General features: G+C 47.7%; 12 protein-coding genes and 1 other annotated feature (1 of these 13 running past the window's edge). Of the genes, 3 read left to right on the forward strand and 9 right to left on the reverse strand.

All coding sequences use genetic code 11. The features are described from left to right. Positions 1 to 129: 129 nt before the first annotated feature. The 4 genes from AC50YG_RS26155 to AC50YG_RS26170 are packed head-to-tail and all read right to left on the reverse strand — an operon-like array spanning position 130 to position 4,408. Positions 130 to 1,494, reverse strand: coding sequence for an ABC transporter substrate-binding protein (locus AC50YG_RS26155; RefSeq protein ID WP_494831123.1), 1,365 nt, complete (start codon positions 1,492 to 1,494; stop codon positions 130 to 132). Positions 1,495 to 1,552: 58 nt separating this feature from the next. Next, positions 1,553 to 2,395 carry a carbohydrate ABC transporter permease gene (locus AC50YG_RS26160; protein WP_494831125.1) on the reverse strand — a complete coding sequence of 281 codons (843 nt, stop codon included), beginning with the start codon at positions 2,393 to 2,395 and terminating at the stop codon, positions 1,553 to 1,555. Between the two features lie 10 nt (positions 2,396 to 2,405). Further along, complete coding sequence (locus AC50YG_RS26165) at positions 2,406 to 3,296, reverse strand: carbohydrate ABC transporter permease (RefSeq protein WP_494831127.1); 891 nt, start codon at positions 3,294 to 3,296, stop codon at positions 2,406 to 2,408. 11 nt (positions 3,297 to 3,307) lie between these two features. Continuing rightward, entirely contained in the window at positions 3,308 to 4,408 is a 1,101-nt protein-coding gene (locus AC50YG_RS26170; RefSeq protein WP_494831129.1) for a Gfo/Idh/MocA family protein, read from the reverse strand. 658 nt (positions 4,409 to 5,066) lie between these two features. Here AC50YG_RS26170 and AC50YG_RS26175 point away from each other — a divergent pair. Both AC50YG_RS26175 and AC50YG_RS26180 read left to right on the forward strand, forming a co-directional pair. Further along, a complete protein-coding gene (locus AC50YG_RS26175; RefSeq protein ID WP_494831131.1) occupies positions 5,067 to 7,061 on the forward strand; it encodes a DUF4832 domain-containing protein in 1,995 nt (664 codons plus the stop codon). Between the two features lie 188 nt (positions 7,062 to 7,249). Continuing rightward, positions 7,250 to 8,287, forward strand: a complete 1,038-nt coding sequence (locus tag AC50YG_RS26180) for an amidase domain-containing protein (protein WP_494831133.1) — start codon at positions 7,250 to 7,252, stop codon at positions 8,285 to 8,287. Between the two features lie 56 nt (positions 8,288 to 8,343). On the opposite strand, the gene AC50YG_RS26185 is transcribed toward AC50YG_RS26180, so the two are convergent. The 3 genes from AC50YG_RS26185 to AC50YG_RS26195 all read right to left on the reverse strand — a co-directional run bounded on the left by AC50YG_RS26185 (position 8,344) and on the right by AC50YG_RS26195 (position 10,766). Next, positions 8,344 to 8,721 (reverse strand): type II toxin-antitoxin system HicA family toxin, encoded by a 378-nt coding sequence (locus AC50YG_RS26185; protein ID WP_494831135.1) that lies wholly within the window; start codon positions 8,719 to 8,721, stop codon positions 8,344 to 8,346. A 446-nt stretch (positions 8,722 to 9,167) separates the two neighbouring features. Continuing rightward, positions 9,168 to 9,986 (reverse strand): SPL family radical SAM protein, encoded by an 819-nt coding sequence (locus AC50YG_RS26190; RefSeq protein ID WP_494831137.1) that lies wholly within the window; start codon positions 9,984 to 9,986, stop codon positions 9,168 to 9,170. A gap of 84 nt (positions 9,987 to 10,070) precedes the next feature. Continuing rightward, positions 10,071 to 10,766: a DNA alkylation repair protein gene (locus AC50YG_RS26195; RefSeq protein WP_494831139.1), complete on the reverse strand. Its 696-nt coding sequence runs from the start codon at positions 10,764 to 10,766 to the stop codon at positions 10,071 to 10,073. Positions 10,767 to 10,999: 233 nt separating this feature from the next. Between AC50YG_RS26195 and AC50YG_RS26200 the strand changes: the two genes are divergently transcribed. Continuing rightward, a complete protein-coding gene (locus AC50YG_RS26200) occupies positions 11,000 to 11,431 on the forward strand; it encodes an HIT family protein (RefSeq protein WP_494831141.1) in 432 nt (143 codons plus the stop codon). 77 nt (positions 11,432 to 11,508) lie between these two features. Here the strand turns inward: AC50YG_RS26200 and AC50YG_RS26205 are convergent, their stop codons facing one another. Next, the gene (locus AC50YG_RS26205) at positions 11,509 to 11,631 is read right to left on the reverse strand and encodes a hypothetical protein (RefSeq protein WP_473760065.1); all 123 of its coding nucleotides are present in this window, start codon (positions 11,629 to 11,631) and stop codon (positions 11,509 to 11,511) included. A 196-nt stretch (positions 11,632 to 11,827) separates the two neighbouring features. Continuing rightward, positions 11,828 to 13,087 (reverse strand): tyrosine--tRNA ligase, encoded by a 1,260-nt coding sequence (gene tyrS, locus AC50YG_RS26210; protein WP_494831143.1) that lies wholly within the window; start codon positions 13,085 to 13,087, stop codon positions 11,828 to 11,830. 117 nt (positions 13,088 to 13,204) lie between these two features. Beyond that, positions 13,205 to 13,377, reverse strand: a binding site (T-box leader); it runs 49 nt beyond the window's last position.

Consider the following 13,377-nt stretch of genomic DNA (forward strand, 5'->3'; position numbering starts at 1 on the left):
TCAGATAGATAGCCCCGTGGCTAGCTTTTCTATTATATCGGCATTCTATAGGCCATAGCTTATACAAACACAAAACAACAGCAGCTCGGAACCTTAAGCACGGCTCCAATGCTGCTGTTATTTGTCGTTTTAGTTTACTTTGGAGGTCAATTCCTTAATCGCCGCCATTAGATCGCCTTCACCCGCAAGCGGAAGCTTGAGCGATTGCTCGCCGTACGTCCATACGAGGTCGGTTTTCTTCGCCGTGAATGGCGATACGATGCCGTATTGCTGGGCGTCAAGGAAGATTTTGTTCGCTTCGCCCATCGTTTCAATATAAGCATCCGATGCCGCTTTATTCGCCGGAATCGAATAGCCCTGCTTAGCAAGCTCCGTCTGCCCTTCAGGGCCCGCAAGCCATGCCAGTAGCTTGTAAGCCGCCGCTTCATGCTTCGTATTAGCGCTGATTGCCATGCCCGCAGGCTGGACAACCGTTTGGTTCGTCTTAAATTTCGGCAAATAAGAGATGCCGTAATCAATGCCCGCTTCTTTATAGTTGGCGGTGTTCCAGCTGCCGCCCGGATTCATAGCAACCTTGCCCGTTGTAATCGCAAGGTTGACTTGGCCGCCAAGCCCTTCGATTTGCGCAGGCGTTGTGTTGATCTTTTTATTTTTCGTCAAATCAATAAAATATTGCAGCACTTCAATCGATTCCGGGGTATCGAGCGCAAGCGTTCCATCATCATTGACGAGCTTGCCGCCGTTCGACCACAGCTCAGGCTCAAGGAACCAATCCATGGTCGAGCCTGGGGAAATCGAAAGGCCCCATTGCACGATGTTTTTGCCATCAAAGCCCGCTTCGCCTGCGTTTTTGCCGTTTTTATCAAACGTCAGCTTCGTCGCAATATCGGTAATTTCATCCCAAGTTGGCTCAAGCGATGGCATCGGCACCTTCAGCGGGTTTGTTTTTTCATCAGAGAACAATGCTTTATTGTAGTACCAAACGATGACATTCGCATCAATCGGTAGCGACACCTGCTTGCCCTGATATTTATGAAGACCGAGCAGGCTAGGATCGACATTGTTCAAATCAAATTTATTGTCGGTGAGCAAGCCGTCCAGCTCTTTAAAAATGCCCAGCTCCGCATATTTCTCTACATAAGCATAGCTCGTTTTAAATACGTCCGGAAGCGTTCCTCCAGCGGCATTCGCCGTCAGCCCGTCCCAATAGCTGCCCCAGTCCTTGCCTTCCAGCTTGACCGTAATGCTCGGATTAGCCGTCATGAACTTGTTTAGCAATTCCTGTGTGCGCTGAAGCTCCTCGGCCGTTCCCCACTGAGAATAGGTAATCGTGACAGCCTCTTCAGCTGGCGTGCTGGAATTGCCACCGGCGCTTGCTGGATTCGCCGTATTCGTCTGCCCGCCTGCATTGCCGCCTCCGCAGCCCGTTACAAGAATAGACGTAGCCAACAACGTAGTACCTACACTCAACTTCCATTTGCTCTTTGTTTTCATATACAGTTCCCCTTTTACATCATGTAGAAAGCAAGAAAACCAGAACCAGACCGCGCGACTATCCTTTGGAGCCCGTCAGCACCACCCCTTCCACAATGTAGCGTTGTGCGAAGAAATACAGCAGGCCAATTGGAATAATACTAATGAAAGCACCGGCCGCAAGCGCCGGGAAATCCTGGCTCGTCTGTCCAATCAGCAGCTGCAGGCCAACACTTAGCGTGAACAGCTCATTATTTTTGATATACAGAAACGGTCCGAGAAAATCGAGCCAAGAGTTGACGAAAGCGAAAATGATCGTCGTAATAATAATTGGCTTGGACAGCGGCATAATGACTCTCGCATATACAGTCCAGCGATTGCCGCCATCGAGGTAAGTCGCTTCATCAAGCTCCTGCGGAATCGTCAGAAAAAATTGCCGGAATAGAAAAATGTAATAGGCTCCTCCGAGCCATGCCGGAACGATCAGCGGCAGCCATGTATCAATCCACCCCAGCTTCGCGAACAGCACATACGATGGAATCATCATAATAGACGGCGGAATCATCAGCGTCAGCAGCACGATCGGAAAAAGCTTATCCCGGTATTTCGTCGCAAAACGCGAAAAGCCATAAGCCACAATGGAGCTGGAAACGACAGCGCCCGCAGCGACGAAAAACGAAATCGCAAAGGAGTTTTGAATCCACTGCCACATCATGGGCTGGACGGCGAACAATCGCTCAAACGCCTCAAAGTTCATCTGTTCCGGAAAAATAGTCGGCGGCACCTTGTACGTCTCCGCCTTCGTCTTCATCATCGTCGAGAGCATCCACACGAGAGGCCCTACAAATAACACTAACGCTGCGAGCAGCAATACATATTTGGAGACCGTTGCTGTCATGCTGCTCTTTTGCCCGCCATTCATATAGATCCCCCTATCTCTCTCCTTCGTAATACACGAAGCGATTCGATATTTTCATCAGCACAAAGGTGACGAGCGAGATCAGCGCAAATAAGAAAATCGATTGTGACATCGCCATGCTGAACTTCAAGTCGGTAAAGGCCGATTTATAAATATTGTAGACAAATGTATAGGCTGCGTAGTTCGGGCCGCCCTTGGAGAGCAGCAGCGCCTCCGTAAACATTTGAAAGTTGTACATCGTTTGAATAATGATAACGAACAAAATCGAAGGGCTGATCATCGGCAGCGTGATGGCTAAAAATTTGCGGACACCCACCGCACCGTCAATTTCAGCCGCTTCATACAAATGCCTCGGTACATTTTTGAGCGCCGCCAAAAAGATCAGTACCCCACTTCCCGAAATCCACACCTGCAGCAAAATGATAACCGGCTTAATCGTATGCTCGCCGCCGATCCAATCGATCTTATCAAAGCCGAGCAGGCCGAGCCCCAAATTCAAGATGCCGAACTCCGCATTGAAGACGAGCCGCCAAATAATGACGGTTGCCACAATTGGCACAAGCGTAGGCAAGTAATAGAAGGTACGGAACAGCGCAATGCCCTTCACATTAAAATTAAGCAGCATCGCCAGCACCAGCATGCCCGCCGTTACGATCGGCACACCGAAAACGACGAAATACATCGTGTTGAGCAAGCTTTTCAGAAAAATCGGATCATCGATCATATGAATGAAGTTATCAAAGCCTACAAAGTTATAATTGACCGCGCCTGGCAGTTTCGCATCCGTAAAAGCGTAAAACACCGAAGTGCCGAATGGAATCAGGAAGAAGATCGTAAAGCCAATGATCCACGGCATAATAAATAGGAAAAACAGCAATGTGTCATATTTTCGCAAGCTATTCATCATGACACCCCTTAGCCAGTGATTTCTTCTAAATAGACATACCGTTCTTCTAAAATAGATTTTTCGGCAGCGAGCGCAATCAGCAGTGCATTACGACCAACCTGCGCCGTCGCAAACGGCTGTTTGCCTTCCCTTACGCATTTCAGGAAATCGATACGCTGCGTCTGTCCGCCCGTATGGCCGCCCATAATGGAATCCGACGTTACATCAATATCGAGATGATCCTTCGTCCAATCCTCGCCGCCGACGATATCAATCGTCTTGTCGTTGCGCGCAACCATCTGTCCGCCATTGTCTCCAATCAAGCCGATTTCAAGTCCTTCGCCAAGCAGGTTTCTCGGCTTCAAATACATGCACAGGCCAAGGTTCGCTTTGCTGCCGTTGTCGTAATCAATCGTAATGAAGGCGTGATCGACGATCGACGTATCGGAAATATTTTTCGCTGGATAATGGCTGTAGGAATTCGTAATAAGGTTGTCTTGCCCCTGCTTCATCACATGCTGGCCGCCGGAAGCAAATACGCGTACTGGATTCGCCTGAATCATCCAGTTGAAAATATCAAAGTGGTGGCAATCCTTCTCAACGATCGCTCCGCCCGACCTCGACTTGTCATAAAACCATTCAGTTGGCGGGAACGGATCACGGAACTCTTTGCACCACATTAGCTTCACATCGCCCAGACGCCCATTTTCCAGCTCCTTGGCCATCCGGCGGTACAAGTTGGAATAACGGTATACGAGTCCGATTTGCAAAATGCGCCCGGATTTTTCTGCCGCTTCAATAATGGCATCGCAATCTTCAATCGTGTGGGCAACCGGCTTTTCCAGAAAAACATGCTTGCCTGCCTCCAGAAAAGCAACAGCCACCTCGCGGTGCAAATAGTTCGGAACGCTGATGACAACCGCATCCACATCTTCTTTATGCAGCAGCTCACGGTAATCCGTCACAATAACCGGGCTGCTGTTTTTAAGCTCAGCAACGGTACGCGCTACGTTAGCTTCGTTCATATCGCAGATATAACGAACGTCACTATCCGGTAGCAAATCAAAACCGATGCAATGATGCGATCCCATATCGCCGACACCGATAAAAGCCATTCTAATGTTCCCCATGTCTACACACTCCGTTGTCATTAATTTTGCGGCAATCATTATCCGCCGCACCTTATGTTAGGTTATCTAACAAAGTTTTATATCTGATTACGATAGTAAAACAGTTCGCCCATGTTGTCAATCAATTTTCGGCTATTTTCTTGCTATATTTGCGGCAAATATATTTGCGTTTGCTAAAAACCTTGATATAACCGTGATTATATAGGGTTTTATCGTTTTTAAAGCGTTTTCAAAACAATTTTCGTTACGCCCTTCTTTTTAACTTGGTATATATTTGCCGCAAATTTTCTTTCGTTTGATATAGATTATTACACGGAATCGCAGTTTGTCAACTGCTTTATATTTAGGCAATTTTCATACTTGATCTGGAAAATTTCTCTTGTTCTGTATGCTCATATCGCCTATAATGCAACATATAAACGACTTCCACAGCATGAAAATACCTCGAATTATTTGCCGCAAAATCCAATTTAAAAAACCTATCACCTAGATGATCCTGCAGAAAATACTCTCATGGATGTAACAAAGCAAAAACAGATTGAGGCAAGCTGCTTGCCTAAAGAAAGGGGGTGATATTTCTGTAAAATGGAAGGATGGACGGCCTTTCATTCATTTGAATGGCCTAGCGGGACAACCCTATAACCCAAGGAGGTTTACCATGTTTAAAGCAGCCAGCAACAAAAAGCTTCTGGTCCATTTATTTTTGACTTTTGTACTCGTCTTCGCAATCTTTCAGCCGATTGGCGCGCTTCCAGAAGCACAAGCCGCTACGATTACGGTCGATGGCAATGTAAGCGATTGGAGCAGCATTAATGCACTCGCTACAGGTACTGGAGCCGCTCAAAGCTTTAAAATGACAAACGATGGAACAAATCTTTATTTGCTTATCCAAGGCTCAGGCTTAAGCACAGCAATGGGCAGCTTCTGGCTGAACATGGACAACAACACGGCAACGGGCTATCAGGCATCAGGCTGGGGTGCTACCGGCATTGAATGGATGCTGGAAAATGCCGGGTTATACCGCTATGCGGGAACCGGAAGCAGCTGGAGCTGGACTGCGAATACCACCCTCTCCTCCGCCCAATTTTTCCGCAGCTCTACCGTTATTGAGGTCGCCATACCTTTAGCCACTTTACAGATTAGCGCTGGCAGCACCATTCAGGCTGGCTATATCGATAACAACTCGACAACCTCACGGCTGCCGGCGGCAAACCAGACGCTGCTCTCCTATTTGCTTTCATCAAGCGGCGGGCCCAGCGACCCTGGTGGAGCGACAACCGTCGCAAACCCAGTAGAGCTGGACAGCCCGCTCAATAATCCGTTTAAAGGCTGGGCTCCATCTGCTCAAACGACTGGATATCCTCAGCAGCACAAGCTCGTTTATGCCGGGGTAACCTGGAAAGAGCTTGAAGCGACGAAAGGAACGTATAATTTCGCTGCCATTGAAGCGACGAACAATTTCACTCATTGGAACAGTTTAGGCGTTAAAGTTGTGCTAAGGTTTATTCTGGATAGCCCAACTGGCGCAGCGCACCGGGATATTCCCGATTGGCTTTACAATGATATGGTCTCCCTCGGCCAATCTCCAGGTACCGCCTATAACGATACGACTGGCGGCATGGGCACTGGCAACAATATGGGCTTTTCGCCCAACTACAGCTCTGCTTATTTAATTGAGCGTCATAAGCTCGCCATTGAAGCGATCGCCGCCCGATATAATACAAATGAACGCCCGGTTGCTTTTGTCCAAATCGGCTCGATTGGCCATTGGGCGGAATTTCACACATGGCCTTATGTAGGGCCAAATGGCGAAGCGAATTACACCGGAGTGTTCCCGCCAAATACGATTTCGAATCAATATGTGCAGCATTATATTGATGCCTTCGCCGGCAAAGAGGACAAAATGCAGGTACTGATCAGACGCAGCATCGCCCTTGCCAAAACGAACAATAAGGGGCTAGTTATGGGCATGTTTAACGATGTGTTTGGACATAAAGACAGCTTCGATGCGGATTGGGGCTGGTATACCGGCACACAAAATGGCTACTGGGACGATATCGGCCAGCAGCAGCCAGCGCACGCTAACTTTTGGGAGACGCGTATTTCTGGCGGGGAGTTTTACGGCGGAGCGTCCGGCATGACTGCCGCGCTCACTACGGGCAGCGGCTTTACGGAAACGCAACGCCAGACGGAGCTGAGCAAGCCAAGCTGGCTTGGTCCTAACTCGCCTGCTTCGCTCGCGGTAGGCAATACGCTGCAAAGCAATATCGATACCCTGAAAAAACGGATGGGCTATCATTTTGTTGTGAAAGAAATTTCACATCCATCTGCTATAACTGGAAGCACGTTTGCTACAACGATCAAGCTAGAAAATAAAGGCGTCCAGCACTTCCCATTCGGCTGGCCAATCGAAATTCAGCTGCGCAGCGGCAATACGGTCGTCGCGAAGAAAACGACAACAGTCGATTTGCGCACTTGGAAAACAGGCACTTATACAATTACCGATTCGATTCCTGTCTCCAGCCTTGCTGCGGGAACCTATGATATCGCGATTGCGATCATTAATCCGCAAACGAATGCCCCAGGCGTCGACTTTGCGAACACGAACAGGCTCGCTGATGGGGCTTATAAGCTGAGCAGTGTGACGAAATAGTGGATTGATTGAGGAATGGATTGCGGTAATGAATGTTAAACCGGCTGTCGAGGGTGCTCGACAGCCGGTTTTTTCAATTCATGTAGTTGTTCTTTAAAAGCCCTACATAAAAAATATTTCATTACAATTAAATGAAGTTCAAAAGTACATGGTTAATTGTTGGTCTACTTGCACTAAGTTTTAGTTCAATGGGTAGTGTCTACGCTGAATCTAATCCGGAGCCGGAGGCTGTTCAAACTCCAACCTTGAAAGCGAGTGATATTCGCTTTTACAACACGCTTCCAGGCACGCCAGAAGGAGAGAAGGACAAAGCACTCATTGAACATAAAGATGCTATTGAGTTGGTGGAGATACAATTACGTAATGAAGGCAGCGATCTCAAAACGGACATTGATGATGTGAAGTATCAGAATTATGTACTCTCATTAGGAACGGCCTTTGATCTGTTTAATGAAGAGGATATGAAAAAAGTAGTGCAATTTGTGAAGTTCGTAGATTGGTATGAAAATTTCGAACTTAATGAACAACTTCAAGCCTATCAAGAGCGCCTTAACCAGAACACACTCCTTTCCAGTACAGAACAAATTGAATTATACAGTCTTCTACCTATTCCTGCGAATGCACCAACTACATCTAACAATGAAACTTTTATCAATCCCGGCACGACTGATTTTACCATAGCAACTGTTTTCGCAAATGGATACGATAATATAGCGGCTCGTGACTATGCCTATGATTGGTGGAATAAAAGAAACCCTGTATATTCGACCTACTACGCTGAGAAGGCGGGTTGTAATGTAAGCAGTACGGCTTGCTGGGCAGAATGGAACGATTGCACCAATTTTGTTTCACAAGCGCTTCGTGCAGGAGGTATGAATTTTCAGCATGGGACCCACTATACAAGCAATGAGTCTTGGCATTTCGGCCCTCTTGTACCTTCATATACATGGGGTGGCGCACAAAATTTCTATTATCATTGGAGCGGACGAGCTGGAGTTGCATCTAATGTAACAGCTCTACAAACAGGGGACGCTGTAAATGCTGATTTTGGAGCTGATGGTAGTGTCGATCACACAGCTATAATAACAAAAAACACAGGAAACAGTGCGAGCAATAAGTACCTTACCCAACATACATCAGACAAAAAAGAAGAAACCACTCTCCAAAGCTGGTATAGCGCTGGTTACAATGTATATGGATACGAAATTGACAAAGCTCCTAACTAATTAATCGATAAAGCCCCCACTTGATATTAGGTGGGGGCTCAAATTTTATTATCTATTTAATCTGCGAGGTTGGCGACTTCATTTTTCAAGTCGTAAACTACATAAGAATGATTCCATTTTTTCATTGTCACAATTTCCTCCTTACCATCCTTTTCAAAAAAGTAACCTGACCCTTCCTGTTTAGTATAAATCCATCCCTCCTTTTCCATACGTTTCTTTAGTAGTTCATGAGGCTGCTTTGCCTTGGTTAGATAGCGCTCCTTCCCTTCTGTGACGCTATCGATCTGCACAATGGATTGATCCGTTGTTTGCAATCGATACATTTGTTTTACGTTGTTGTACCCAATATTATTGATGTATACGGCGGCCAGTATTACTAGAAAAATAATAATTCCAGTGAAGCTAAATAAGGCGATCTTCCGTGATTTCACCATCTATAATCCACCACCTAGCTTGAATAAGCTATTAGACGGAAATAATTAGGATATTGTTGCGAAATCAATGCTAATCGTTCTCTTTTTGGGACTTAAAAAAGAATTGAACAGACGTGTTTCAGCTTTATTTGATGTATAACGGTTCGAGAGAGCAGGAGATTCACAAAGGGATAAGCGATCTTCGCTGTTTACATGAGCCAACCTTTGAAAAAGACTATCTTGCATCTCACTGCCTTTAAATAAAGATTACTCATTACAGGCTTTTTCGTATTGTTAGGTCAGCCAGATTTTACTGGTTGGCCTACTTTTGTAATTTGTTTACGATTACCATAGGGTAACGGGAGAACGTGGGGCTTCTAGGGTCACTGACCCATCACAAAAACAATTCTTCCACTATCCCCAATGGCCGTTTTCTATTTACATTCGCCGATAAAATTCTGTTACGCTCAAGGCTCAAACCCCGCCTGACTTATAAAAAGCTGCTCCTCCGCAAATACTTCTCGGAATTGCCGATAAACCGTCTCGTAAGCCGAAGGCTCATACCATTCCTCAGCTCCTAGCTGCGCATACAGTGTCTCAAGCCCAAGTCGCCTAGTTCGTTTACCGCCGCTTCCATCACCCATAAAATAATCGTCTATGCACACCCGATCCACGAGCGTGGCAAGCTTGCCCGCAAATGCCTCGCTGCTCGGCAGCAATGGCGCAACCGCCGCCTGAGTCGGCACGCCAGCTTCTTTCAGTAATCGCAAAGCTCTCAATCGAGCTTGAATGGGCGGAGCCATCGGTGAAAAGTGCTTCCGGATCGCCTCCAAATCCGTCTCCACCGTCATACTGACGCGCACCCGACTTCCCAGGCGCAGCAGCAAGTCGATGTCGCGAGTAACGAGCGGGCTTCTCGTCTGAACAAGCAAAAACTCCGGCGGCTCCTCCGCCATCGCCTCCAGCAAGGAGCGCGTCACCTGCTCCTTATATTCGGCTGGCTGATACGGGTCCGTACTGGAGGACATAAAAATCGTCACGGGCCCCTTCGCCTTCGCTTTTCGCAGCTCTTTCTTAAGCAGCTCGGCGGCGCCAAGCTTAACATCAACCCAGCTTCCCCACTCCTGTCCACGGAAGATGGACACCGGCATGCCCCGCACATAGCAATAGGAGCAAGCGAAGGCGCAGCCCGTATAAGGATTCAGCGAATGACTGTAGCCTGACAGAAAGCCGGTCCCTTTATTGAGCAGCGTCTTCGGCTGCTTGTATAAAAGCTCGTTTTTCATCGTGCCCCCTCCGGCATTCTAAATAATAAGCATGCGCTGTATGCCATCTACTATACTTACTCTACTTCAATCAGCCTTGCCTGATTAGCTCTTCACGACTTTCCGCTTCATGCTGCGGATAATCGCTTTCGTATCGGGATCGATGCGGTACGATTCGGTTATTTTTTGCAGCGCTTTGTTATACGTGAAAGTGTCGAGCGCATTATTTTTCAAATAGGCCATTGTCGGCTCTGGTTGCTTAATGTAGCAGATGGATACTGCCCATGCCACCGCCATTTTCACATAATAGGCAGGATGGTCTATCTGATCGAGCCGCTGAAGCACCCGCTCTATATATTCCTCATTTACATAAAAATTAAGCAGCATAACCGCGGCAAAGCGCAAATCATACTCCTGCTCCGAAGCAAAATACGGCTGAATAAAATTCCATATTTCCTGCGAATGTTTTTTGGTCACCTTCAGCCCCGCACAGAAGCTGTCGCAGACGGACCAATTATCGATTTTCGGCACAAAATCGGCAATATAGCGCTGAAGCTCCTCCATATCCGTCTTCACGAGGCCGATAACCATGCCTTGCAGCATGACTTCCTCGAAAAATTCATCGTCTGCCTCCGCCAAATAAGCGCGCCAGTCGCCCTTTACAATTTCTGCTGCAAGCTTACGCAGCTCCGGCAGCCGAACACCCATTACATTGCTGATATTCGGTATCAGCGACGCAGCAAACTTTTGATAATCCGCCTCCGCCCGCAAAAACAGCTCTTCCCGTATCATTTGTGCCATTCCTATCCCCCGCTTTTCCATTCATTTCGTCTTATCCTTACTATACCTCAAGCCATCAAGACTGTAAGCCTAAGAGAATGAAAGAGCAAGATAACGAAATCTATCACCGCCTATATCAACTCCTATAGCTTTCAATTTCATTACCTAGATAGGCTATCGTCTGGTAAAATAGAGCTGTACGCACGATCAGCTATTGCCTTATCATTCTATCCTTCAAAGGAGCGATTCCATTGATGAATCACGATTCATGCGTATTTTGCAGGCCAGAACTGGAGGCGCGGCAGCGAGCTATATTAAGCAATGAAAGCTGCATCTTTTACCAAATGCCTCAGGACATTTTGATTGGTTCTGGTTTAATTGTTCCGCGGCAGCACCGGGAAAATGTTTTTGAGCTGACGGAGCAGGAATGGGCTGATACGTATCAGCTTGTACATAAGGTGAAGGCGCATTTGGATGAGCTGCATCAGCCTGATGGCTACAATTTGCAGTGGAATACGCAAGGCGCAGCAGGACAGCATCTGTTTCACTCTCATTTGCATATCATTCCGAGATTTGCCGACGAGCCGCTGGCGGGCAAGGATTTGCGCAGCTTTCTAGGAAAAGAAGACAATCGCAGGCCTAGTTTGGCGGCCAATGACTTCCAGCACGAAATTCCTCATAAATAGTTAAAAAATATAGCCAAACAGCTTCCTTACGCTGTTTGGCTATATTTACGCCGACCCTGTTTAGCTGGGCAATAGCCTCAATCCGAACCTTTGGCGGACTGAAATGCCGCTATTTCCCTCAAACAACGCTCGATGGAGAATGTCGCGGACTCAGGGGCAGCTAATAGCTGCGAATGCCCATTTTCAAGCCGAAATTTCATGAATAACGGCTCTCCTGTCCGATCAAACGCTGAAATCAACAAAAAGCTTAAAATAGCGGATCGTCAGTCCGCAAGCTAACCGTCTCGGACTAACCCAACTGCAGCAGCTGCGATTCTCTAACAAAACTGCATTAGCTCAGCTGCTTCAGCTGCGCTGCTCTGCTGGGCTACACTAACCCAGCTTAACCTTGCTGCGCTAGCCCAGCTTCACCAAGCTGTAGCTTTTTTTACCTTTGCGAATAATGATGAACCGACCGCCAATTGCATGCTCCGCTGTAACGGTAAATTCAAGCTCCGTCACCTTCTCGCCGTTCATGGAGATGGCGCCCTTCGTAATATCCTCGCGCGCTTGGCGCTTGGAAGGCTCAATGCCGAGATCGACGAGCCAGTCGACGATGTTTTTCGGCTCCCCGTCCGCTGTGAAGGTCGGCATTTCTTTAAAGCCCTGCTCGATTTCATCCGCTGTCAGCGAGCGAATGTCGCCGCTGAACAACGCCGCTGTAATGCGCTTTGCCTGCTCCAGCAGTTCTTCGCTGTGCACGAATTTCGTCATTTCCTCTGCCAGCGCCTTCTGCGCTTCGCGTTTATGAGGCTCGGTTTGCACCTTCTCCTCGAGCGCTTCAATTTCCGCTTTGCTCAGGAACGTGAAGAATTTCAAGTATTTCACGACATCGCGGTCATCGGTATTCGCCCAGAACTGGTAAAACTCGAATGGCGTCGTTTTGCTTGGATCAAGCCAGATCGCGCCGCCCGCCGTTTTGCCGAATTTCGTGCCGTCGGCTTTCAGCATAAGCGGAATCGTCAGGCCGAACGCTTTCGCCTCTGAGCCTTCTTTTTTCCGAATCAGGTCAAGGCCGCTCGTAATATTGCCCCATTGATCGGAGCCGCCGATTTGCAGCTGCACATCCTCGTTCTGGAACAGGTGCAGGTAGTCGAGCGACTGCAAAATTTGGTACGAAAACTCGGTGAACGAAATGCCGCTATCGAGTCTGCTCGATACGACGTCCTTCGCCAGCATCGTATTGAGGCTGAAATTTTTACCAAAGTCGCGCAAAAACTCAATGACATTGATTTTGTGCGTCCAGTCGTAGTTATTGACCATGCGCACCTGATTGTCGCCGTCAGTCATAAAAAGCTTTTTCAGCTGTGCACTTAACGCGTCCACATTTGCCTGCACTTGCTCCAGCGTTTGCAGCGAGCGCTCGGTCTGGCGTCCGCTTGGATCACCGATCGTTCCGGTCGCTCCGCCAATGAGAATAACGGGGCGATGGCCTGCGAGTTGGAAACGTTTCAGCATCATAAACGGAATCAAGTGGCCGATATGCATACTGTCGCCAGTCGGGTCAACGCCGCAGTACAGCGACACTGCCTTCGTATTCGTCAGCTCGCGAAGTCCCTCCGCATCCGTCTGCTGGTTAATGGCATCGCGCCATCCGAGTTCATCCATAATATTCAAAGCAAACAACCCCTTTTCCATTCGATAATAGTGGTCATGTTTTACGTTAATGAGCGGAAATCCGCGCTGGGCTTGGCTTTTTTGGGCAACAAAAAATCGCCCCTCGTCTACTGGAGACATAGGGACGATTGAATAACCGTGGTACCACCCAACTTGCACAAACAGCTTAAAAAATGCTGTTCATACCGCTTTTGACGAAATATCGTTCGCCCTGCCGCTTGGCATTACCCAAGATACTCCAGAGTGTAATTCACAGCCCTTGTATGTGTCAGGTCTCATCAACCCCTGAC

The organism is Paenibacillus sp. J31R34 (assembly GCF_059383715.1).

What these genes read in the sequence shown, in the direction of transcription:
- AC50YG_RS26195 (WP_494831139.1), bottom strand. Translation starts at nt 10,766, where the DNA reads ATGGCACAAATGATACGGGAAGAGCTGTTTTTGCGGGCGGAGGCGGAT.
- AC50YG_RS26170 (WP_494831129.1), bottom strand. Translation starts at nt 4,408, where the DNA reads ATGGGGAACATTAGAATGGCTTTTATCGGTGTCGGCGATATGGGATCG.
- AC50YG_RS26200 (WP_494831141.1), top strand. Translation starts at nt 11,000, where the DNA reads ATGAATCACGATTCATGCGTATTTTGCAGGCCAGAACTGGAGGCGCGG.
- AC50YG_RS26175 (WP_494831131.1), top strand. Translation starts at nt 5,067, where the DNA reads ATGTTTAAAGCAGCCAGCAACAAAAAGCTTCTGGTCCATTTATTTTTG.
- AC50YG_RS26155 (WP_494831123.1), bottom strand. Translation starts at nt 1,494, where the DNA reads ATGAAAACAAAGAGCAAATGGAAGTTGAGTGTAGGTACTACGTTGTTG.
- AC50YG_RS26190 (WP_494831137.1), bottom strand. Translation starts at nt 9,986, where the DNA reads ATGAAAAACGAGCTTTTATACAAGCAGCCGAAGACGCTGCTCAATAAA.
- AC50YG_RS26180 (WP_494831133.1), top strand. Translation starts at nt 7,250, where the DNA reads ATGGGTAGTGTCTACGCTGAATCTAATCCGGAGCCGGAGGCTGTTCAA.
- AC50YG_RS26165 (WP_494831127.1), bottom strand. Translation starts at nt 3,296, where the DNA reads ATGAATAGCTTGCGAAAATATGACACATTGCTGTTTTTCCTATTTATT.
- AC50YG_RS26205 (WP_473760065.1), bottom strand. Translation starts at nt 11,631, where the DNA reads ATGAAATTTCGGCTTGAAAATGGGCATTCGCAGCTATTAGCTGCCCCT.
- AC50YG_RS26160 (WP_494831125.1), bottom strand. Translation starts at nt 2,395, where the DNA reads ATGAATGGCGGGCAAAAGAGCAGCATGACAGCAACGGTCTCCAAATAT.
- AC50YG_RS26185 (WP_494831135.1), bottom strand. Translation starts at nt 8,721, where the DNA reads ATGGTGAAATCACGGAAGATCGCCTTATTTAGCTTCACTGGAATTATT.